This is a genomic window from Acinetobacter johnsonii ANC 3681, from assembly GCF_000368805.1.
Taxonomy (GTDB): Bacteria; Pseudomonadota; Gammaproteobacteria; order Pseudomonadales; family Moraxellaceae; genus Acinetobacter; species Acinetobacter johnsonii.
Genome location: NZ_KB849704.1, coordinates 349393 through 369358 on the forward strand (window position 1 = coordinate 349393; position 19966 = coordinate 369358).

Annotated in this window: 17 protein-coding genes; 15 read left to right on the plus strand and 2 right to left on the minus strand. The window is 41.9% G+C overall.

Going from position 1 to position 19966, the window contains the following annotated elements:
* Positions 1-79 precede the first annotated feature (79 nt).
* The 8 genes from F946_RS03890 (at position 80) to F946_RS03925 (ending at position 9504) form a co-directional block, all read left to right on the plus strand.
* Complete coding sequence (locus F946_RS03890; RefSeq protein WP_004979100.1) at positions 80-898, plus strand: hypothetical protein; 819 nt, start codon at positions 80-82, stop codon at positions 896-898.
* Between the two features lie 47 nt (positions 899-945).
* Positions 946-1896 (plus strand): RsiV family protein, encoded by a 951-nt coding sequence (locus tag F946_RS03895; RefSeq protein ID WP_004979103.1) that lies wholly within the window; start codon positions 946-948, stop codon positions 1894-1896.
* Between the two features lie 12 nt (positions 1897-1908).
* Positions 1909-2724 (plus strand): TatD family hydrolase, encoded by an 816-nt coding sequence (locus F946_RS03900; protein ID WP_171065383.1) that lies wholly within the window; start codon positions 1909-1911, stop codon positions 2722-2724.
* 127 nt (positions 2725-2851) lie between these two features.
* On the plus strand, positions 2852-5605 hold the full coding sequence (gene acnA / locus F946_RS03905; protein WP_004979107.1) for an aconitate hydratase AcnA: 2754 nt from the start codon (positions 2852-2854) through the stop codon (positions 5603-5605).
* A 114-nt stretch (positions 5606-5719) separates the two neighbouring features.
* Positions 5720-6487 carry a tRNA threonylcarbamoyladenosine dehydratase gene (locus F946_RS03910; protein WP_004979109.1) on the plus strand — a complete coding sequence of 256 codons (768 nt, stop codon included), beginning with the start codon at positions 5720-5722 and terminating at the stop codon, positions 6485-6487.
* Positions 6488-6586: 99 nt separating this feature from the next.
* Entirely contained in the window at positions 6587-7696 is a 1110-nt protein-coding gene (locus tag F946_RS03915) for a DUF695 domain-containing protein (RefSeq protein ID WP_004979111.1), read from the plus strand.
* Between the two features lie 64 nt (positions 7697-7760).
* Entirely contained in the window at positions 7761-8270 is a 510-nt protein-coding gene (locus F946_RS03920) for a hypothetical protein (RefSeq protein WP_004979114.1), read from the plus strand.
* Positions 8271-8613: 343 nt separating this feature from the next.
* Complete coding sequence (locus tag F946_RS03925) at positions 8614-9504, plus strand: LysR family transcriptional regulator (RefSeq protein ID WP_004979118.1); 891 nt, start codon at positions 8614-8616, stop codon at positions 9502-9504.
* Positions 9505-9580: 76 nt separating this feature from the next.
* On the opposite strand, the gene dusA is transcribed toward F946_RS03925, so the two are convergent.
* The gene (gene dusA / locus F946_RS03930) at positions 9581-10597 is read right to left on the minus strand and encodes a tRNA dihydrouridine(20/20a) synthase DusA (RefSeq protein WP_004979119.1); all 1017 of its coding nucleotides are present in this window, start codon (positions 10595-10597) and stop codon (positions 9581-9583) included.
* 537 nt (positions 10598-11134) lie between these two features.
* Here dusA and F946_RS03935 point away from each other — a divergent pair.
* Positions 11135-11779: a HEPN domain-containing protein gene (locus tag F946_RS03935; RefSeq protein WP_004979121.1), complete on the plus strand. Its 645-nt coding sequence runs from the start codon at positions 11135-11137 to the stop codon at positions 11777-11779.
* Between the two features lie 61 nt (positions 11780-11840).
* Here F946_RS03935 and F946_RS03940 read toward each other — a convergent pair whose 3' ends face one another.
* Positions 11841-13031, minus strand: coding sequence for an MFS transporter (locus F946_RS03940; RefSeq protein WP_004979124.1), 1191 nt, complete (start codon positions 13029-13031; stop codon positions 11841-11843).
* Positions 13032-14096: 1065 nt separating this feature from the next.
* On the opposite strand from F946_RS03940, the gene F946_RS03945 reads away from it, so the two are divergent.
* The 6 genes from F946_RS03945 (at position 14097) to F946_RS03970 (ending at position 19964) form a co-directional block, all read left to right on the plus strand.
* Complete coding sequence (locus tag F946_RS03945) at positions 14097-15224, plus strand: NAD(P) transhydrogenase subunit alpha (protein WP_004979125.1); 1128 nt, start codon at positions 14097-14099, stop codon at positions 15222-15224.
* A gap of 11 nt (positions 15225-15235) precedes the next feature.
* Positions 15236-15559, plus strand: a complete 324-nt coding sequence (locus tag F946_RS03950; RefSeq protein WP_004692331.1) for a proton-translocating transhydrogenase family protein — start codon at positions 15236-15238, stop codon at positions 15557-15559.
* A 3-nt stretch (positions 15560-15562) separates the two neighbouring features.
* Positions 15563-17017 (plus strand): NAD(P)(+) transhydrogenase (Re/Si-specific) subunit beta, encoded by a 1455-nt coding sequence (locus F946_RS03955; RefSeq protein ID WP_004979129.1) that lies wholly within the window; start codon positions 15563-15565, stop codon positions 17015-17017.
* A 97-nt stretch (positions 17018-17114) separates the two neighbouring features.
* The gene (locus tag F946_RS03960; protein ID WP_004979135.1) at positions 17115-17816 is read left to right on the plus strand and encodes an XAC2610-related protein; all 702 of its coding nucleotides are present in this window, start codon (positions 17115-17117) and stop codon (positions 17814-17816) included.
* Positions 17817-18001: 185 nt separating this feature from the next.
* Positions 18002-19339, plus strand: a complete 1338-nt coding sequence (locus tag F946_RS03965) for an ammonium transporter (protein ID WP_004979136.1) — start codon at positions 18002-18004, stop codon at positions 19337-19339.
* 16 nt (positions 19340-19355) lie between these two features.
* Positions 19356-19964, plus strand: a complete 609-nt coding sequence (locus F946_RS03970) for a hypothetical protein (RefSeq protein ID WP_004979137.1) — start codon at positions 19356-19358, stop codon at positions 19962-19964.
* The last annotated feature ends 2 nt before the right edge of the window (positions 19965-19966 follow it).

A 19966-nucleotide genomic window follows, 5' to 3' on the forward strand; every position in this document is an offset into this window, starting at 1 on the left:
AAAAATAAAACAGCTTCTTCGTGAAGCTGTTTTATTATGCAAGATACTTTATTTTAATCATGAATTTCATGGAAGACGCATGTTGCAGAAACAGGCTATTTATACAACATTGGTGAGTTTGACTGTCTTATTGACGGCATGTGACTCCTCTAAACAATCTGAGACAGATGCAGATGCCAAAGGCTCGGTATTTAAAACAGAGCAGGCTGAGGTCTTACCGTATTTAAATATTCAGCAACAAGCGGCTGATATTGCACAGCCATTTTGTGAAACCAAGAATTGTATTGAATTAGATCTGCAAAGTCTAACAACGGCAGATCCGTGGTTAAACCAATGGATTGCCAAAAGTCAGGCTCGAGTGATTCAAGATCAAATTGGCTTAAAACAAGACATGAACTTACAGCAAGCCATTAATGCCTATGTGAAAAAGTCGGATACATGGCAAGCCGAATTTAAAGGTAACAAGGCTTATAGCTTGGCGATGTATACCCGTATACCGTATCAGCGCAATCAGTTTGTGCTCATGCAAATTGGGGTTGATACCAATCAAGAGAATGTAAATGTTAAGGAACGTTATTATTTCTTTGTTGCGGATCGTAAAAACCAAAAAGCGGTGGCATTATTAGATTTAATTCACCCGAAACAGCAACTGGCGATGAATGTGTTGGTGCAAAAAGCGTATCAAGACTGGTTGAAGAAACAAGAACCTGACGTGAGAAAATCTGCACCAGCGAAGTTGTACTGGGGGCAAGCAGATTGGTTTTTTGACCAAGAGGGCATCGGTTTACATTATCGGACTCATGAGATTGTAAAAGATGGGACACAGCTTGATATTTATTTGACGAAAGCACAAACTCAACAGGTATTAAAAGCCGATGTCTATACCCAGTTGTTTTAGTGCATTGGCCAAAGCAAGAGCTGGCTTCACAAGGTAATAGGTTATTTATGTTAAAAAGCAAAACAATATTTACAATCAGCGTACTTGCAGCTGCAATCAGTTTGACAGCCTGCCAACCAAAAGATAAAGAGCCTCAAACTCCTGCAACGCAAACCACAGCGGCTTCAGAGATAGAAACAGCCTTAAAGCTGGTCGGTGACACCGAAAAATTACAATTCGAATTACCTGAATGTGATGGCAATGCTTGCCCAGAATTAAACATTGATCGTTTGCAAAGTAATCAAGCGTTTATTGATGATTTTATTGATCAACAAATTGTGAAAGATTTATCGCAGATTATTGATATTTCGCCTATGCATAGCAGTTCTGCTACCGAGGCATCAAGTGCTGTGGCGGCAAGTTCTGAACCTGCGGTAGTGGGCCAAGTCCTCACGCCTAAACTGAAACTAGAGAAACAAGTTCAACCTTATTTGGCTGCTTTTCTGGGTTTAGATCAAGAGTTGAAAGCCTTAAGTTCGAATCATCAAATTAGTTTGATGATTAAGCCGAAAATTCTAAATGCCAAAGATCCTTTGGCCACGGTGGTGTTGAACACCAGCAGCTACTTAGGCGGTGCACATGGTTCATCATCACAGCATTATTATAATTTTGACTTGAAGCAGCAAAAGCTGGTGAGTCTGGATGATCTATTGTTGCCGAATCAGAAGGCGGCGTTAAATAGAGTAGCGCATGAAGCCTTTCGTGCTTGGGTCGTCGACTCTAAGTTAGCGACCAATGTCGATGAATATGAGCAAGCGTGGAAGTTTAGCTTGAGTAACAATTATTACTTGGGCACTGAAGGTCTGATTTTGCAATATGGCGAGTATGAAATTGGCCCTTATGTGGTGGGTTTACCGCGCTTAACTCTTGGCTATGATCAACTCCAGAAAATTTTAAAGCCTGAGTATTTACCCAAAGCCAAACAGAGCGTACAGGCTGCTTCAGAAGCCAAGAGCTAATCAAGCATGAGCTTGCCTCTGTTTGATACCCATACTCATTTTGATGTTGCCGATTTTGATACTGATCGTCAACATTTGGCCGAGCAAGCAAAACGTGTTGGGGTCGATGCACTCGTCTTAATTGGTTTCTTGGAATCACGATTTGATGCGCTGATTCAGACCCATCAGCAATTAAAAAGCTGGAAGAATGTTCCGTGCTCTTATCTTGCCCCTGGTTTACATCCGTTTTATATCGAACAGCATCAGACTGAACACTTACAACGTTTAGAGCAGGTTTTGCAGCAGCAGGACTGCGTAGCTGTGGGTGAAATTGGTTTAGACACCTTTTTAAAGCAACATAAACAGCCTGCACTTTTCGCCAAGCAGCAATCTTATTTTTCTGAACAACTGGAACTTGCTAAGCAATATCAAAAACCTGTGTTATTGCACATTCGCAAAGCACATGCAGAAAGTATTGCCATTTTAAAAGCCCAAAAATTTAAATTCGGTGGTATCGCTCATGCCTTTAGTGGTGGGGTGGAAGAAGCCAAGGCCTTGGTCAAACTCGGTTTTAAAATTGGGGTGACAGGGCAAATCACCAATCCAAATGCCAAAAAATTGCATCAAGTGGTGCAAGTACTTGGTAGTGAACATTTGGTGATTGAAACGGACTGTCCAGATATGACGCCGTTGTGTTGTCAAACATCGACCGAGCATCGCACTCGCAATACGCCGATGAATTTACCTTATGTTTTGGTGAGTCTCGCACAGACACTGGATCAGTCTGAGCGGTCGTTAGCAACTCAACTCTGGCAGAACTCATTGGCTGCGTTGCATTTAAAATTTTAGAAGAATAAGACAATAATCTCGATAAAAATAAGATAACCAAAAGGGAACACATTCTTTTCTAAACAGGCTTACATTAAAGAAAGAACATCATAATAAATAAATTCGCCAATACTGGGAGGGCAACCGAATGGCCAGATATAGCAAAATCAATAGTTTCAATGCATTACAAACACTCACGGTGGGTGAAAAATCCTATCAAATTTTTAACCTCCCTCAAGCCGCCCAAACATTGGGTAATATTGATCATTTACCCAAGTCTTTAAAGGTCTTACTCGAAAATTTACTCCGTTTTGAAGATCAAAAAAGTGTAAAAGTAGAGCATATTCAAGCCCTAGTCGATTGGCAAAAAACCAGAAGCTCTGATCAGGAAATTCAATATCGGCCTGCACGTGTGTTGATGCAGGATTTCACAGGGGTTCCTGCTGTGGTTGACTTGGCTGCCATGCGTGCCGCAATGGCACAAGCGGGTGGCGATCCGAATTTGATTAATCCTTTGTCCCCTGTCGATTTGGTGATTGACCATTCCGTGATGGTCGATCATTTTGCGGATAAAGATGCCTTTGCTGAAAATGTCGAAATTGAAATGCAACGCAATGGTGAGCGTTATCAATTCCTACGCTGGGGACAATCAGCTTTTAATAACTTTAGCGTTGTCCCGCCCGGTACAGGAATTTGCCACCAAGTCAATTTAGAGTATCTGGCTCAAGCGGTATGGCTAGGGGAGGATGAGAGACAAACTTTTGCGTTCCCTGATACCTTGGTGGGAACAGATTCACATACCACCATGATCAATGGCTTAGGCGTGCTGGGCTGGGGTGTTGGCGGGATTGAAGCTGAAGCGGCGATGCTCGGGCAGCCTGTATCCATGTTGATTCCTGAAGTGATCGGTTTCAAACTCACAGGAAAACTCAATGAAGGTATTACCGCAACGGATTTGGTTTTAACCATCACACAAATGCTACGCCAAAAAGGTGTGGTTGGTAAATTTGTTGAATTCTATGGCGATGGTTTGGCCGACTTGCCTTTGGCTGACCGCGCAACTATTGCCAATATGGCCCCTGAATATGGTGCAACCTGTGGTTTCTTCCCGATTGATGATGTGACCTTGGCCTATTTAGCGTTGACAGGTCGTGAGCAACAACGGATTGATTTGGTTGAAGCGTATAGTAAAGCGCAGGGATTATGGCGAAATGCAGGTGATGAACCCGTTTTTACCGATACTTTGAGCTTGGACATGAGTACAGTGCAGGCCAGTTTGGCAGGCCCTAAACGTCCGCAAGATCGTGTTTTGCTGTCAGATGTACCTAAAACTTTTCATGACTTGATGGAACTAAATCTCAAGCCAGCCAAAGAAGCCAAAGAGCGTTTAGAAAATGAAGGTGGTGGCACAGCTGTTGAAGCTAAAAAAGCCAATCTACCGCATGAGGAGCCATCTTGCACTATTGATGGAAAGTCCTATCCATTGAATCATGGTGATGTGGTGATTTCAGCCATTACCTCATGTACCAATACCTCAAACCCAAGTGTAATGTTGGCTGCAGGACTTCTTGCCAAAAAAGCCATTGAAAAAGGTCTACAGCGTAAACCGTGGGTGAAAAGTTCGCTTGCGCCCGGTTCTAAAGTGGTGACCGATTATTTGGCTGCGGCAGGTTTAACATCGTATTTGGATGAGTTGGGTTATAACCTTGTTGGCTATGGTTGTACCACGTGTATCGGTAACTCTGGACCACTGCCTGAACCCATTGAAGAAGCCATTCAGTGCCATGATCTGAATGTTGCTTCAGTGCTTTCAGGCAACCGTAACTTTGAAGGGCGTGTGCATCCTTTGGTGAAAACCAACTGGTTGGCTTCGCCGCCTTTGGTGGTGGCTTATGGTGTGGCGGGCAATATCCGTACAGATCTGACCACGCAACCGATTGGTCTAGGCAAAGATGGGCAAGCGGTTTACTTGAAAGATATTTGGCCGAGTCAGGCTGAAATTGATCATGCGCTACAGAGCGTGAATACCGCGATGTTCCATAAAGAATATGCCGCAGTATTTGATGGTGATGCAGCATGGCAGGCGATTCAGATTCCTCAAAGTCAGACCTATGCTTGGCAAGAGAATTCAACCTATATTCGCCATCCGCCATTTTTTGAAGAGATTGGTCAGCCACCGAAACCGATTACCAATATTGAACAGGCACGTATTTTGGCTGTGCTTGGAGACTCGGTCACCACCGATCATATTTCCCCAGCGGGTAATATCAAGAAAGACAGCCCCGCAGGATGCTATTTGCAACAGCAAGGGGTTGAACCCAAAGACTTCAACTCTTACGGGTCTCGACGTGGGAACCATGAGGTGATGATGCGAGGCACTTTTGCCAATATCCGCATTAAGAATGAAATGCTCGGCGGTGAAGAAGGTGGGAACACGATCTATATTCCAACAGGAGAAACCTTGCCGATTTATGATGCTTCTATGCTTTATCAGCAGCAACATACGCCGTTAATCATTATTGCTGGGAAAGAGTATGGTACAGGCTCATCACGTGACTGGGCTGCCAAAGGCACGAACTTATTGGGGGTTAAAGCGGTGATTGCCGAAAGTTTTGAACGCATTCATCGTTCGAATCTGGTTGGTATGGGAGTATTGCCATTGCAATTTGTCGATGAACAAACGCGCCAATCCTTAAATTTGACAGGTCGTGAAGTGCTTTCGATTCATGGACTGTCGGATGATATCCAGCCGCATCAAACTTTGGAAATTCAGGTGCTTCGAGAAGATGGCAGCCAAATCCAGTTCAAAGTGTTGTGCCGTATTGATACCTTGAATGAGGTGGAATACTTTAAAGCTGGCGGCATTTTGCATTATGTACTGCGTAATTTAATTGCAGCCTAATCTCAATGAAATAAAGCCCTGTCAGTAGCAGGGCTTTATTGTTTGTAGCGATACATTCAATCCAAGGTCGTATTCAGGTAAAATGAACACGATTTTACCGATATAGATGTACGCATGACTGATCTGCAACATGATGAATATGACCGCCGTTTTGCTGGTGTAGCCAAAATTTATGGAGACGAGGCCTTTTCATATTATGAAAAAAGTCATGTGATGGTGATTGGAATTGGTGGTGTAGGTTCGTGGGCAGTAGAGGCTTTAGCACGTACAGGCATTGGCGAATTAACACTGGTTGATATGGACTCGATTGCGGCTTCGAATATTAACCGTCAACTGCCAGCCATGAGTTCAACCTTGGGACATGAAAAAATTGAAGTGATGGCCGAGCGTTGTCGATCCATCAATCCACGAATCAAAATCAATTTGATCGATGACTATTTAACCCCAGAAAACGTCAAAGAAATTTTAGAACATCGACCAGACTTAATTTTAGATTGTATTGATGACGTCAAAGCTAAATTAGCACTGATGTTGCACTGTCGTTTTAATAAGATCCCATTGATTGTTTCAGGGGGAGCGGGTGGTAAGCTCGACCCATTGAAAATCCGAGTGGCTGATTTGTCTAAAACCGAACAAGATCCCATGTTGGCAAAGCTTCGAACCCAGTTGCGTGGCATGGGGATTTGTAAAAAACCAAAAGAAAAGTTCGGCATTAGCTGTGTCTATTCGATTGATAATCCATTTTCCAGTGCAGATGTGTGTCCAAGTGCAGGCCTACGCTGTGGTGGCTATGGTTCTGCGGTGGTGGTGACTTCAAGCTTTGCGATGGTGGCAGTGGCGGAAGTGCTGAAAAAATTAGATGGAATGAAAGCGAAACAATAAGACTGTTTTAGGTTTAATTGGACTGTATACATCGATATATTGATACAGTCCATAGACCACAAAAAATATTGAAATCAATAGAAAAAAGAGAAAAGAAAAATGAGCTTTTTAAAAAAATTATGGGGTTCTCAAAAACAAAAAACGCCTGCGAATGAAAATGCATATACTGCATTTTGGCAATGGTTTCAGCAGCATCAACAGCATTTTCACCACATTGTGAATCAAGGCAGTAAAACTGAAATCGAGCGAGATTTCTTTGATCAACTGATGCCTGAACTGGAAAAAGTCCATAGCGGCATCTTTTTTCTGACGGGCATGTTAACTTCACAAACAGCTGAATTAATTCTTACCCCCGATGGCATCATTCCAAATATTGTTTTTGTGGAAGAGCTGATTGCAGCTGCACCTGAGATTGCAGGGTGGAAGTTCACTGCGCTTAAACCTGAAAGCGATATTCATCAAGTCGGGATTAATATGCATGGCTATGAGTTTAGTCAGCAGACTTTGTCTTTTTATTTTAATCAGCAAGCCGAGTATCCCGATGAGATTGATCTGGTCGTGGTACATGATAAATATAATGCAGCTGAAAACGATGCGTTTTTACAGGCTGTGTATATTTTTCTCGATAACTATTTGGGCGAGTATGATGCGGTCACCAAATTGGACAATGTTTCTGTCCAGTCTAAGCAAGATGCCGAAAACGAATTGCTACCGATTCACTTGCTCAAAAACATTTTAATTTTAAAAAGTAGTGAAATTTCAAGATTAGACAAAATTACCCGTTCAAATACGGATGCCGATGAATTTGTCAGTTTGGAAGGTGAAACCAATGAAGGTGTACCGTTGCTGGCGACTTTAAATCGCACACTTTTAACATGGGATCAAAAAGCTTCGCATCCGTGGATGATGCTGATAGAAATCTCCTATGATGGTCAGCATTCAAATGGTATGCCTACGTCTACAGATTATGAACTGATGGATTTGATAGAAGATTCATTATTACAAGAGCTTAAGGATGTGGATGGCTATTTAAATATAGGTCGTGAAACGGGTAATCACTTAAGAACTATATATTTTGCGTGTAAAGAGTTTAGAAAACCATCCAAGGTTATTGATCAAGTGATTGAAAAATATAAAGGCAACTTTGAAATAGAGGTCAGTTTGTTTAAAGACAAATACTGGCGTGCTCTGAGTAAATTTACCAGTTAAGCTCTTATTTAAAAGAAGAGTTCGCCTGAAGCACTTTTAAAATATAACGGGATAAAGCAACTCCATGACTCATTTTTCTGAGCGTTTCAAACTTGATTTTAAAATAGTGGCTTTAGGGATCATTTTGAGTTGTGGCGTTGTATATGCTATTTATTCAACCGTTCGTCATTTTTATGTTTTAAAACAGGTCAATGAAGCCAAAGAAATGATGAGTGATATACAGTCATTATTGGTTTGGTCAATGCATCAGTATCATGATGATATAATGAAAGCTTGTCATTTTAAAAATATACAACAGATTGCTCAATCTGTAGAATTTCAAAATATGAATCGTATTTTAAAATTACAGGATCAAATTCGTCAGCAAAGTCAATTTGTTGAACAGATCAAAGTCAATGCTAAGCCTGATTTACACCACTGTATAACCACGGCTTATTTTAGAAAAGAACCCTTCGTCAGTGAGCTTATTACAGGAAAATATATTTCCTATCATTATGATTTTAAATCTGAAACAATCAAATGTGTTACCAATATAGACAAGCGTGCTTTAGTGAAATCTTGCATACGTGAATAACCTATTTTTGAAATACTATATTTCGATTGACTCAGCAGAGATCATGAGCAACTGAGAATTAACGTGTGGAAAGCATAATGAGTATGACCTAAGTATTGCGCTAATCAGTCTTCTAAGGATGTCAATTCGATTGGATGCTTATTTTTCCCCGTTTGTTTCTTGATAAAACCATCATAAAGATGGAGTAAAACCAAGGTGCTGAGAATACAGATTAACACCAATATTTGTTTGGATATTCCCATGATCTTTCTCATATCTAAGCTTCTTTAAGTAAAGTCTAGTTAAATTAAATGATCTAATCTAATATAGAATAAATAAGGGTTGATCTAATTTTGAGATGATAATGGCAACACTCAAGCAATTTAATTATTTGATTAAAATTGTCGAAGAGGGCGGTTTTATCGCGGCTTCTGAAAAGTTATTTATTGCTCAATCAGCTTTGAGTCGACAGATCAAGCTTTTAGAAGAGGAAGTTGGCTTTGAAATTTTTGATCGGGTTGATAAAAAAATAAAGCTGACTAAAGCGGGGCAGTTTTTCTATATTCAGCTTAAGAATAATGTACTGAATTTAGAACATATTATTAAAAACTCTAAAGATATTGCAAATGGAAAAAATCGACTCATTAAAATTGCACACTCAAGTACTATTATAATGAGCTTGGAAAAAGTCAAAGTATTTGATCAAGCCTCAAGGCATCTCGGGGTCCATTTTGAACTCAATACTTTATCTTCAGAAGATCAGGTTCTAGCGCTCAAGACGGGTAATATTGACGTCGGTTTTATTCGTCCACCTGTTTTAAATCACTTTGATGAGTTACAGGTGGCAAAGCTTTATCATGAGCCATTATATGTAGCCTTGCACCCACGTCATATTTTAGCCACAGAGAAAATTATCAAAATTCAGCAGTTAAGACATGAAAGTTTTGTCTCGACACCACATGCTGAACGAGGTGGGCTGAGTTATTTAGTTTCAAACCTTTGCCTCAATGCGGGTTTTACTCCAAAGCAAGCGCCTATCCAGTCCCGTAAAGTATCCCAACTTCAGCTGGTTGCTGCTGATATTGGGCTTTGTATTGTCCCTGAAGAATTTACAGAGATTTTGCCGGAGCAGGTGAGGCTAGTTCCTCTGGAGGCTGAAAATAGTTTGTCCGATGTGGTGATGGCGTGGCGTAAAAATGCAGATCAGGTGATACAGAAAAGTGCTGAATATTTGCTGCAGCGTTTGCAACGATGATCTGTACAGATCATCGTTGGATTCAACAGATTGGCATGGCGCAAAATTTTTGAATGATGTAAATATTCAATTGCGATTAGACCGACTGTTCTTTTAAATAATCTTCAGTGCGTTGCATTGCATCTTTAATGTTGATAATCGCATTTTCGACATCAGCAAAACTTTTTGCATTACCACCACTTAAAGCCTGACGCCACTTACGTGCACCTGGAAGATTTTGGAATAAGCCTAGAATGTGACGAGTGATAATCGACAATGGTGCCCCTTCTTGCATACGCTTTGCAATATACGGCAGCATTTGGTCGATAATTTCAAAACGATCAGGCAGATCCAAATTCCATAATTGACCAAGTTCAGCCAAAAGATAGGGATTATGATAGGCCTCACGACCAATCATCACACCATCAACATGTTTGAGATGCTCTTGCGTTTCTGCAAAGGTTTTGATTCCGCCATTAATCTCAATCAATAGATTTGGACGTTCTTGCTTTAAACGGTAGACATCTTCATAACGCAGTGGGGGAACGTCACGGTTTTCTTTCGGAGAAAGCCCCTGAAGCAAGGCAATACGTGCGTGTACGATAAAATTATTGCAGCCCGTTTTCGCAACTGTATCGACAAAATGTAGCATTTCTTCATAAGAATGCATGTCATCAATCCCGATACGGTGCTTTACCGTGACTGGAATCTCCACGGCATTTTGCATTTCAGCAATACATTCAGCGACGAGGTCAGGTTCTGCCATGAGGCAGGCCCCGATTTTATTATTTTGTACACGGTCGCTTGGACAGCCGACATTTAAATTGACTTCATCATAACCCCAGTCTTGTGCCATTTTGGTACAAGTGGCTAAGTCTTTAGGATTTGAGCCACCGAGTTGTAGCACAATCGGGTGCTCTTCATTGTTATAGTCGAGATGGCGATTTGCACCGCCAAACAGAATCGCGCCAGTGGTCACCATTTCGGTATAAAGGATGACATTCGGGTTAAATAAGCGGGCAAAGAAACGATAATCTTTGGTCGTCCAATCCATCATCGGTGCAACACTGATACGTGGAGATTGAGGGGTTTCAATGTTTTTGTCAGTATTCATTAAAAAAATCAGACTCTTGATCAGTGTTTATCAGCTTTGGCGGCAAAGACATAGTTAACATATGTATTGGAGCAGAAGCGGTGCAAAGAAATATGTGGGAAATTACATGAAAATCAGATGTCGCAAAGCCAAAGCGTCAATCCATTTATTGAGCACGATACAGCACAATGTAATGAGCTGAAATGCATTCATTACCGATAGGAGGATCTTTGGGAGTGGACGAAAAATGAAACTCGATGCTTCATTTTTATTCAGGTATTTCCGATAGCACGCAATACTATCACAAAAATGGAATACATTCATTGAGAGGTATTATCTGCTTTTATCAAGCTTAGAACTTATAATTAATGGTAAGAGGAGCAGCCAATATTCATTAGATACATTGAAATATAGAAAACAGAATGTTTTTTTTCGATAGAACATTCACACTGAACTAGCGGGATTTATCAATCACTATGTCCTAGCAGGATTGAATTGAATTTAGCTTAATCATTCAGTATGTTGAATACATAGAAGAATAAAGTATAGGAAAAGCCGATGTTGCTTTTAGAAGAAATTTTTAAAACTAAAAAAGTACAACAGAGTGATGAGTTTAATCTGAGAATACATCGTGGGCTGAGTTGGTTAAAGCAAGCATTCCTGCTCGATCATGATCCCGATTTGCAATTTATCAGCCTCTGGATTTCTTTCAATGCGATATATGCACAAGACTTGGGTCAAAGTCAGGACAAACAGAGTTTACGTCAGTTCTTACATTTAATTTGCCAGCATGATGCCGATCATAGAATTTATAGCATTTTATGGGACAAATTTAGTCAACCCATTCGTATGCTCTTAGATAACCAATACACCTATCAAGGGTATTGGGACTATCAAAATAAGAAAATTGGTTTAGATGTCTGTAAGGCTCAGCTTGAACAGGAAAAGAAGAAAGTGGCGAAAGCGCTACAGCAGAAGCATTCGGTCGATATTTTACTTGTACTGTTTAACCGTTTATATACCTTGAGAAATCAACTGATGCATGGTGGTTCAACCTATAAGAGTTCATTGAACCGCAAGCAGCTACAAGATGGCTGTCAAATTTTATCGGCTTTGCTCCCCGCATTTTTGTACATAGCTTTGGATAATGCCGATAGTCTCGATTTGGGCAAACCTTTTTACCCAGTGGCTCAGGTCAGTTAGTGCTAAAAATGAAGTGTTCAAATAAAAAGACAGTTTACTCAGTCAACTGCCTTTTTGAGGGTTAAGCAATACCATGTCTTTTGCTGTACAGGGTATCCAGCAGAGCAAAGACACCCGCCATTATCACCAGTGTAATACCGACTAAACACGTACTGCTCCAGCCGCCGTGATGCCATGCATAGACACCCAGCGCTGAGCCACACGCGCCGCCAATAAAATATAAGGTCATATAGATGGAGTTCACCCGAGACTTCGCATCGGGGCGTAAACGGAAAATCACGTTTTGGTTACAACTATGTGTAGTTGCAAGTCCTAAGTTAATCAGTGCATAACCGATGATGTAGCTGATGAGTGAACTTCCACCTAAGTATAGGAAGGCCCAACTGAGGGCTAAAGTCCCACAGCCGACCCAAGTCAAAAGCAGGGTATGGCCGCGATCGGCCCATTTACCAATCCACTGAGTGGAGAGTGCCCCAAATACACCGACCAAAGTTACCACTCCGACTAAAACATCGGAAAGTTGAAATGGCTCAGAGGTTAACAGTAAGGCAATTGTTGAAAACAGCATGCTCATGGCTGCAAAAGCAAATCCACCTGTGATGGAGCGAAACACCAAACGAGGCTCTTGTTGTAGCAGACTCCCCATTGACTTGAAAATGTCGAAATAGGTGATTTTGAGTTTTGGTAGTTGAGGCAGTTTTCCTTTCATCAGAAGGGCCAAAGCAAACATGGCGATGCCACTCAGCACATAAATCATTTTCCAGTGCCATAAGTCGGAGAGTAATCCAGCCACACTGGTCGAGAGTAAGATCCCGACCAATAAGCCACTCATAAGGAAACCGACCACTTCTCCCGTTTTTTCAGGTTTGACTGCCATCGTGGCCAAAGGAATCAGCACTTGTGCTGCGACAGAAAAGAGTCCCGTAATAATGGTACCCAGCCAGAGCATCGATAAGTTGGTGGATGTCGCACAGATAAACAGTCCAGCAGATGCTCCAAACATCAGTAATGGAATCAGTTTGGCTTTGTTCAGCATGTCGCCTAAGGGCACAATGAACAGTAAACCCAAAGCATAGGAAACTTGAGCAAAGGTCACGGTCAAAGCCACTTGTTCTTCTGGTGCTTGAAAGCTTTGCTGAATAGAGGAAATCAAAGGCTGGCAATAATAGTTTGCCCCTGCACATAAGCCGCAGACAATTGCCATCAGCCAGAGCAGAGATTTGTCTCGACTGATGTCGAAAGAAGTATTCATAATGAGCCTTTGATGAGGAAATATTTTTTTCAGAAAGACGTTTACATCGTGCTTGAGCTAAATAGATGCATCGTTTCAGAAATTGTATACGAAGCTGGGTCAAAAGCCCAAAACAGGCGAGAAAAGACTGCATAAAAAATGAGTAGAAGATGAAGACATAGAAAATAGCATGACCTGTTCTTAGGAGAGCATTTTCGTCTAATACAATCAAAAAATAATGATATTTAGAATTTCCTGTCAAAAAAATGATAAAAATCTTTAAAAAATTCTGAACGTACCCGTCTAATTTGTATGAAATTGTTGCATTCGATCATTTTTGCTCATAAAGCACATCAAGTATTTGGGTCAAATTACTGAAATATTCATCTATTTAAAGTATTTTTGCTCAATTATGGTGCATTTTTACTTAAGCCTAGTGTGTCAATGCACGCCATTATCATCTCATAAAATATGAAAAAAATATTTTTGTTGGTCGTTCCTCGTTTCAGATCTACTTAAACGTGATCAATCCCTCCTCGTATTTTTATATGATCCATTTCAAATACACGTTTCAGTTGGACTGAATTTTGAGCATTGGCATTTTTGATCGATGAAAAATAGGAACAGGCCAATTCTAAGCTTTTGCAAATGGGGCAAAACTGTCATTCAAGTCAATGCCTGCAAAGTTTGCGCGACAGGAGATGGCAAAGCTCGATGAATGACAGGTTCGGGTTAACGTGAACGTGGCGGTCCATATTCTTGAATTGGTCAAAAAGATCAATACTGCGGAATTAAAGGACTTGGTTTTGTGCAAAAAAAGTGCAAATTTTAGTGTGAAAGGATCTGTAGTTCAGAATTTGAATAGAAATAAATCAATTTTTAAGCGGATTCAAAGCAAATAAACGAGATATCACTCAATATTTTTTATGAATCACCAGTTCAGTATATGGGTATTTATTAAATAAATAGTGGGTGGTATTTTAAAAAAGTTTCATTAGAATCCAAAAATTCATAAGAACATCCTGTGAGAAAACATTGCCTAATGGGTAATGTTTACTTTAAGAAAAACTAGCTTGAGGGACGCTCATGCAGATCGGAATTCCAGCCGAAACTGTCGTCGGTGAAAATCGTGTAGCCGCAACGCCAGAAACGGTAAAAAAGTTGATCAGTGCTGGTCATAGTGTAGTGATTGAACGTAGAGCAGGTGTGAAAGCTGCTTATATCGACAGTGCTTATGAGCAAGTCGGTGCTACGCTGACTGATGATGCCTATACCGGTAGCCAAATGATTTTGAAAGTACGTGCTCCTCAGGGTGCTGAAATTCAAAAGCTTGCGCCAAATACATCGGTTATTGCCATGTTTGACCCGTACCGTAATACGGAGCTTGATCAATTTGCATCACAACAAGTGTCTGCATTTGCTTTGGAGCTACTGCCACGGACTTTATCTCGTGCGCAGAACATGGACGTATTATCTTCACAAGCCAACTTATCAGGTTACAAGTCAGTGCTTCTTGCTGCGGCTGAGTACCAGCGCATGTTCCCAATGTTGATGACGGCTGCGGGTACTGTAAAACCCGCACGTGTCGTGATCATGGGGGTCGGTGTTGCAGGTCTACAAGCGATTGCGACAGCAAAACGTTTGGGTGCTGTGGTTGAAGCAACGGATTTACGTCCGACGGCGAAAGATCAGGTGGAGTCTTTGGGTGGCAAATGGTTAGACGTACCTATGTCAGCGGAAGAACAGCAAAAAGCAGCCGATGCTGCGAAAAATGGTTATGGCTGGATGCCGGGTGAAGACTATATCCGCGATCAAGCCATCATTGTAGATAAAGCTGTATCGAATGCTGACATCGTGATTACCACTGCACTTTTACCAGGTCGTAATGCACCACGTCTGATTAAGGCGGAAACAGTTGCCAAAATGAAACCAGGTTCAATCATCCTCGATATGGCGGTTGAAACAGGCGGTAACGTTGAAGGTTCTAAGAATGGTGAAAATGTTGTGACTGACAACGGCGTAACCATTTTAGGTATTCCAAACATTCCTTCTACAGTTTCAACTGAAGCTTCTGCTTTGTATGCACGAAATGTCTTGAACTTCTTAGATACTTTATTTGATGCAGAGAAAAACTTTGCTATCAATCCTGAAGAAGAAATTCAAAAAGCCCTTCTAGTAACTCATGGCGGTCAAGTACTGCTGAAGCGTGGTTAAGGAGATAGATCATGGTTGAAACAATTACAATTTTCGTCCTTGCCATCTTTGTAGGTTACTACGTCGTGTGGGGCGTTACGCCAGCACTACATACACCGCTTATGGCAGTAACCAATGCGTTGTCATCGATCATCGTGGTGGGCGCAATGATTCAAACGGTGGGGATTCCTGCAATTGGTGTTGATGCGAATGTTGCATTCCAAAGTGTGAATGTGGTGAGCATTTTAGGTGCGATTGCGGTGTTCTTAGCAAGTATCAATATTTTTGGTGGCTTCGCAGTAACTGCTCGCATGCTTGAAATGTTCAAGCCAAAGCAAAAGAAAAAAGAGGGCTAATATATGGAATTTATTCGAGACTATGCGGATTGGTTCTACCTGATTGGTGCTGTCCTCTTTATCTTAACTTTACGTGGTTTGTCTGGCCCGAAGACGGCAATTCAAGGTAACCGTTACGGCATGATCGCAATGGCGATTGCTGTAGTGACCACCTTCTTTGTGGCAGATCATCCTGTGATTTGGATGATTGGCGGTGCGATGGTGCTGGGTGCTATTGTGGGTATTGCCCGTGCGCGTACTGTACCTATGACGCAGATGCCTGAAACTGTTGCTTTAATGCACTCATTGGTGGGCTTGGCTGCGGTATTAATTGCAATCGCTGCAATTCTACATAACAACCAACTGACTGCTTTATTTGCACAAAATGAAACTGCATTAACTGCTGCGGGTGTGCAACATGCACACATGAGCAAGGTTCATTTATTTGAATTGTTCGTGGGCTGTTTCGTCGGAGCGATTACCTTTACAGCGTCTGTATTTGCTTATGGTAAGTTGGCTGCGAAAAAATGGGCAAAAACCATTTCTGGTGCATGGGTTAAACCTTTACAAGCGCTGATTTTCCTTGCAATGTTGGCATGTGGTGTGTACTTCTTCACAACAGGCAACATGAATGCATTCTGGGCTATGACTGCACTGGCACTTGCATTCGGTTGGGTGTGGATTGCACCAGTCGGCGGCGGTGATATGCCAGTGGTGGTATCGCTATTGAACTCCTTCTCTGGTTGGGCAGCAGCAGGTATTGGTTTCACACTTGAAAACAATATGTTGATCGTTGCTGGTTCTCTGGTGGGTTCTTCAGGTGCGATTCTGTCTTACATTATGTGTAAAGCCATGAACCGTTCAATCATCAACGTTTTGTTTGGTGGTGCAATGGGTGGAACTGCGGTAGCTTCTGCAGACAAAGGCGAACAAGCACAGCGTAACCATCGTTCTGGTTCAGCAGATGACGCAGGCTTCTTGATGTCAAATGCAGACAGCGTTGTGATCGTACCGGGTTATGGTATGGCACAAGGTCGTGCACAAAATGCGGTGAAAGAACTGTGTGAAATCCTAAAAGAACAGGGTGTAAAAGTGCGCTTCGCCATTCACCCAGTTGCTGGTCGTATGCCGGGTCACATGAACGTACTTTTGGCTGAAGCAGACGTGGCTTATGAAGACATCTTAGAGATGGATGAGATTAACTCTGACTTCCCTGCAACAGATGTGGTGCTTGTGATTGGTGCGAATGACGTGGTCAACCCTGCAGCGAAAGACGATCCAACATCTCCAATTTATGGCATGCCAATTCTTGAAGCACATAAAGCACGTACCATTATGGTCATCAAACGTTCTATGGCGACAGGTTATGCAGGTCTAGACAACGATTTGTTCTATAACGAAAAAACTATGATGATCTTCGGTGATGCGAAGAAAGTGGTTGAAGACATGACTAAAGCAATCAATGGTGGTGGACACTAATCCTCTTATTAGATTGTATAAAGACCACCTTCGGGTGGTTTTTTTATGTTTGCAGCTTTTGCTAAGATGATGTTTAACTTTTCAATAAGAAAACAATATGAACATAAATCAGATCTCGTGTCAGCTGCTGTTGATATTTGGTGTGTTCGTTTTGAGTCAAACTACTCAGGCTCAAGTCTTCGAAATAAAAAATGCATCGAAGCACTATGATGTAAAAATGACGAGGAACTGTACGGACAGTAGCTGTGATGGACAAGCCAATATTGATCTTTACCTAAAAGGGACAACACAGCACTTTCAGCATTTTTCCTCGGCTGAATTGACGATGGATCTGGACGAAACTGACAAACCGTCTGTTAATGTCGTACAGCTTTATGGAGAGCAAAGCGCATTAATTTTTGCTGACTTTAACTTTGACGGGAGTGAGGATATGGCCATCCGTAATGGTAACTATGGTGCCTATGGCGGGCCAACCTACGATATTTATGTCTTTCATCGAACCAAGAATAAATTTGTTCTGAGTGAGGAGTTGTCGGCCTTAACCCATGAAAATTTGGGCATGTTTGAGGTCGATCCAAAACAAAAAAGAATCTTAACCTTCAATAAAAGTGGGTGTTGTTATCACATCCGTTCGGAATATATCGTGATTCCTAAACACGGCTTGAGTTTAGTGAAAGAGTTTATTGAAGATGCAACAGTTCAAGCGGGAAAGGTTAAAGTGACAGAGCGAACGCTGAATCGTGGTCGATGGATAGAGAAGGTCCACTATTATGCTGTGGATGAGTACTATAAAAACTAAAAGCCATATTTTAGCAATTAGCTTATAAATTCATTTTGACTTCTTGTATGGTGTATCGTTTTTTCACCTTGTTTAAATCGCTCCGTTTATATGGGCGAACATAGATCATTTTTAAATATCTATAAGGTGTTGATACACTGGCATTGATTTTGCAATTGAGATGAATAATCTTTGGGGGATTATTCATGAAAAAAATAAAATACTTACTCTTCTTTGTGTGCTGTATTGCCTTACCCAGTTTTGCCGCAGAGTCCCTGCCAACACAGGCTCAAAATATTCAAGAAATTCGCCTGTCGCTTGACAGTGTCTGGGTGGTGCTGGGTGGCATCTTGGTATTTTTCATGCAAGCAGGTTTTGCCCTGATTGAAAGTGGTTCGGTGCGCTCTAAAAACACCATTAATGTACTCATGAAAAACTATATGGATGCGTGTTTAGGGGGCCTGGTCTTTTGGTTGATTGGCTTTGGTTTGATGTTTGGTGTCAATTCGAGTGGTTGGATAGGGACCTCGCATTTTGCACCCAATGCCATGGATGACTGGCACTGGAACCTCTTGTTCTTTCAAATGATGTTTGCTGCCACCGCCACGACGATTGCCAGTGGGGCGATGGCTGAGCGGATTCACTTTGTGGCGTATATCGTGAGTGCTGCGGTGGTCAGTGGCTTGATCTACCCGATTTTTGGTGCATGGGCTTGGGGGAGCTTATTTGATGGCGAAGGTTGGCTAAAAGCTATGGGCTTTATCGACTTTGCTGGTTCAACAGTGGTGCATTCGATCGGTGGATGGGTGGCCTTAGCTGGAATTATCGTGCTGGGACCCCGTTTAGGGCGGTTTGGGCGCAATGGACAGGTCCATTATTTGGCAGGGCATAATTTACCGTTGGTGGCGCTAGGCGGTTTTGTTCTATGGTTGGCATGGTTTGGTTTTAATACGGCCTCTACCGTGAAGGCGGATGTGAGTATTGGGCGGATTGCCTTGAATACGCATTTGGCGGCGTGTGCTTCGGCAGTTGCCTATATGGTTTATACCCTAATACGTGGTAAAGCGATTTTAATGCGCGGCACCATTAATGCCTCCTTGGGTGGACTGGTTGCAATTACGGCGGGCTGTGCAACCATGAGTCCAGTGTATGCCATTATCAGTGGTGCGGTTGCAGGTGTGCTGGTCAGTATTTTACCAGTGGTGATGGAAAAACTCCGCTTGGATGATGTGGTCGATGCGGTGACTGTACATGGTTTTTGTGGGGCATGGGGCACATTGGCAGCGGGTTTGTTTTTTGAAAACAATATGTTTAATGCGGGGATCATTGCGGTACAAGGCTTGGGGATTTTGACAGCCTTTGCGTGGGGTTTTGGTGTGGCATTGATCGTCTTTAAAGTCTTGGACCTCGTTCTTGGTGGTTTGCGGGTGAGTAAACAACATGAACAACGTGGCTTGGACTATACCGAACATGCAGAACTGTCTTATCCCGAGTTTCAGCGTGATGTGACGTTTGAAACTGATGATATGACCAAACGTCATTAATGAAAGAGGATAGCTCATGTCGACTGAAACATTGACTATTTTACAAAAACGCCAAGCGATCGAACGTGGACTGAGTCAGTACTTACAAGGAACACCTTTAGAGCAAGTATTGAATCACTGGGAAGCGAAATATGGTGATCAACCCTCCTTTGTCCTGAATCGTTTTTTGAGTGAAATTTGCACCACAGAGGAATTACGTTACTTCCGAAAAGACATGCTCAAAAATGTCTTGGCAGAGATGGCCCAAGTTGAAAAACAAGTGTTGTTGAATCCCTCTGCAAAAGCATCGAAAAGCGAACAAGGGGGAGCAGCGTTACTCGATGCATTGACATTTTTTATGCAAAATATCTGTCAAGCAGTCAAAGCCGTTGATGTGCAGGAGTTTGAGCGTGAGGTGAAAACGCAGTTAGATGCTTTATCCATTGTGATTGATAGATATCAGGCCTTGGATGATCGAGCAGTACTTGAAGCTTTGCCCATGACTCAATATGCGCAGGTCTTGACGGTCTGTTATGAAAATTATTGTGAATTTTATGGTCCAGCAAAAGCAGATCAACTCTATGCCCATGTGAAGCGCCAAGTGAAAGAGCGTTACCCAATGGTCGATATGCATCGCTTAATTTAAAT

Bases quoted from the DNA above. Each gene is read 5' to 3' on its own strand.
- F946_RS03890 (WP_004979100.1), top strand. From the start codon at position 80: ATGTTGCAGAAACAGGCTATTTATACAACATTGGTGAGTTTGACTGTC.
- F946_RS03895 (WP_004979103.1), top strand. From the start codon at position 946: ATGTTAAAAAGCAAAACAATATTTACAATCAGCGTACTTGCAGCTGCA.
- acnA (WP_004979107.1), top strand. From the start codon at position 2,852: ATGGCCAGATATAGCAAAATCAATAGTTTCAATGCATTACAAACACTC.
- F946_RS03910 (WP_004979109.1), top strand. From the start codon at position 5,720: ATGACTGATCTGCAACATGATGAATATGACCGCCGTTTTGCTGGTGTA.
- F946_RS03915 (WP_004979111.1), top strand. From the start codon at position 6,587: ATGAGCTTTTTAAAAAAATTATGGGGTTCTCAAAAACAAAAAACGCCT.
- F946_RS03920 (WP_004979114.1), top strand. From the start codon at position 7,761: ATGACTCATTTTTCTGAGCGTTTCAAACTTGATTTTAAAATAGTGGCT.
- F946_RS03925 (WP_004979118.1), top strand. From the start codon at position 8,614: ATGGCAACACTCAAGCAATTTAATTATTTGATTAAAATTGTCGAAGAG.
- dusA (WP_004979119.1), bottom strand. From the start codon at position 10,597: ATGAATACTGACAAAAACATTGAAACCCCTCAATCTCCACGTATCAGT.
- F946_RS03935 (WP_004979121.1), top strand. From the start codon at position 11,135: ATGTTGCTTTTAGAAGAAATTTTTAAAACTAAAAAAGTACAACAGAGT.
- F946_RS03940 (WP_004979124.1), bottom strand. From the start codon at position 13,031: ATGAATACTTCTTTCGACATCAGTCGAGACAAATCTCTGCTCTGGCTG.
- F946_RS03945 (WP_004979125.1), top strand. From the start codon at position 14,097: ATGCAGATCGGAATTCCAGCCGAAACTGTCGTCGGTGAAAATCGTGTA.
- F946_RS03950 (WP_004692331.1), top strand. From the start codon at position 15,236: ATGGTTGAAACAATTACAATTTTCGTCCTTGCCATCTTTGTAGGTTAC.
- F946_RS03955 (WP_004979129.1), top strand. From the start codon at position 15,563: ATGGAATTTATTCGAGACTATGCGGATTGGTTCTACCTGATTGGTGCT.
- F946_RS03960 (WP_004979135.1), top strand. From the start codon at position 17,115: ATGAACATAAATCAGATCTCGTGTCAGCTGCTGTTGATATTTGGTGTG.
- F946_RS03965 (WP_004979136.1), top strand. From the start codon at position 18,002: ATGAAAAAAATAAAATACTTACTCTTCTTTGTGTGCTGTATTGCCTTA.
- F946_RS03970 (WP_004979137.1), top strand. From the start codon at position 19,356: ATGTCGACTGAAACATTGACTATTTTACAAAAACGCCAAGCGATCGAA.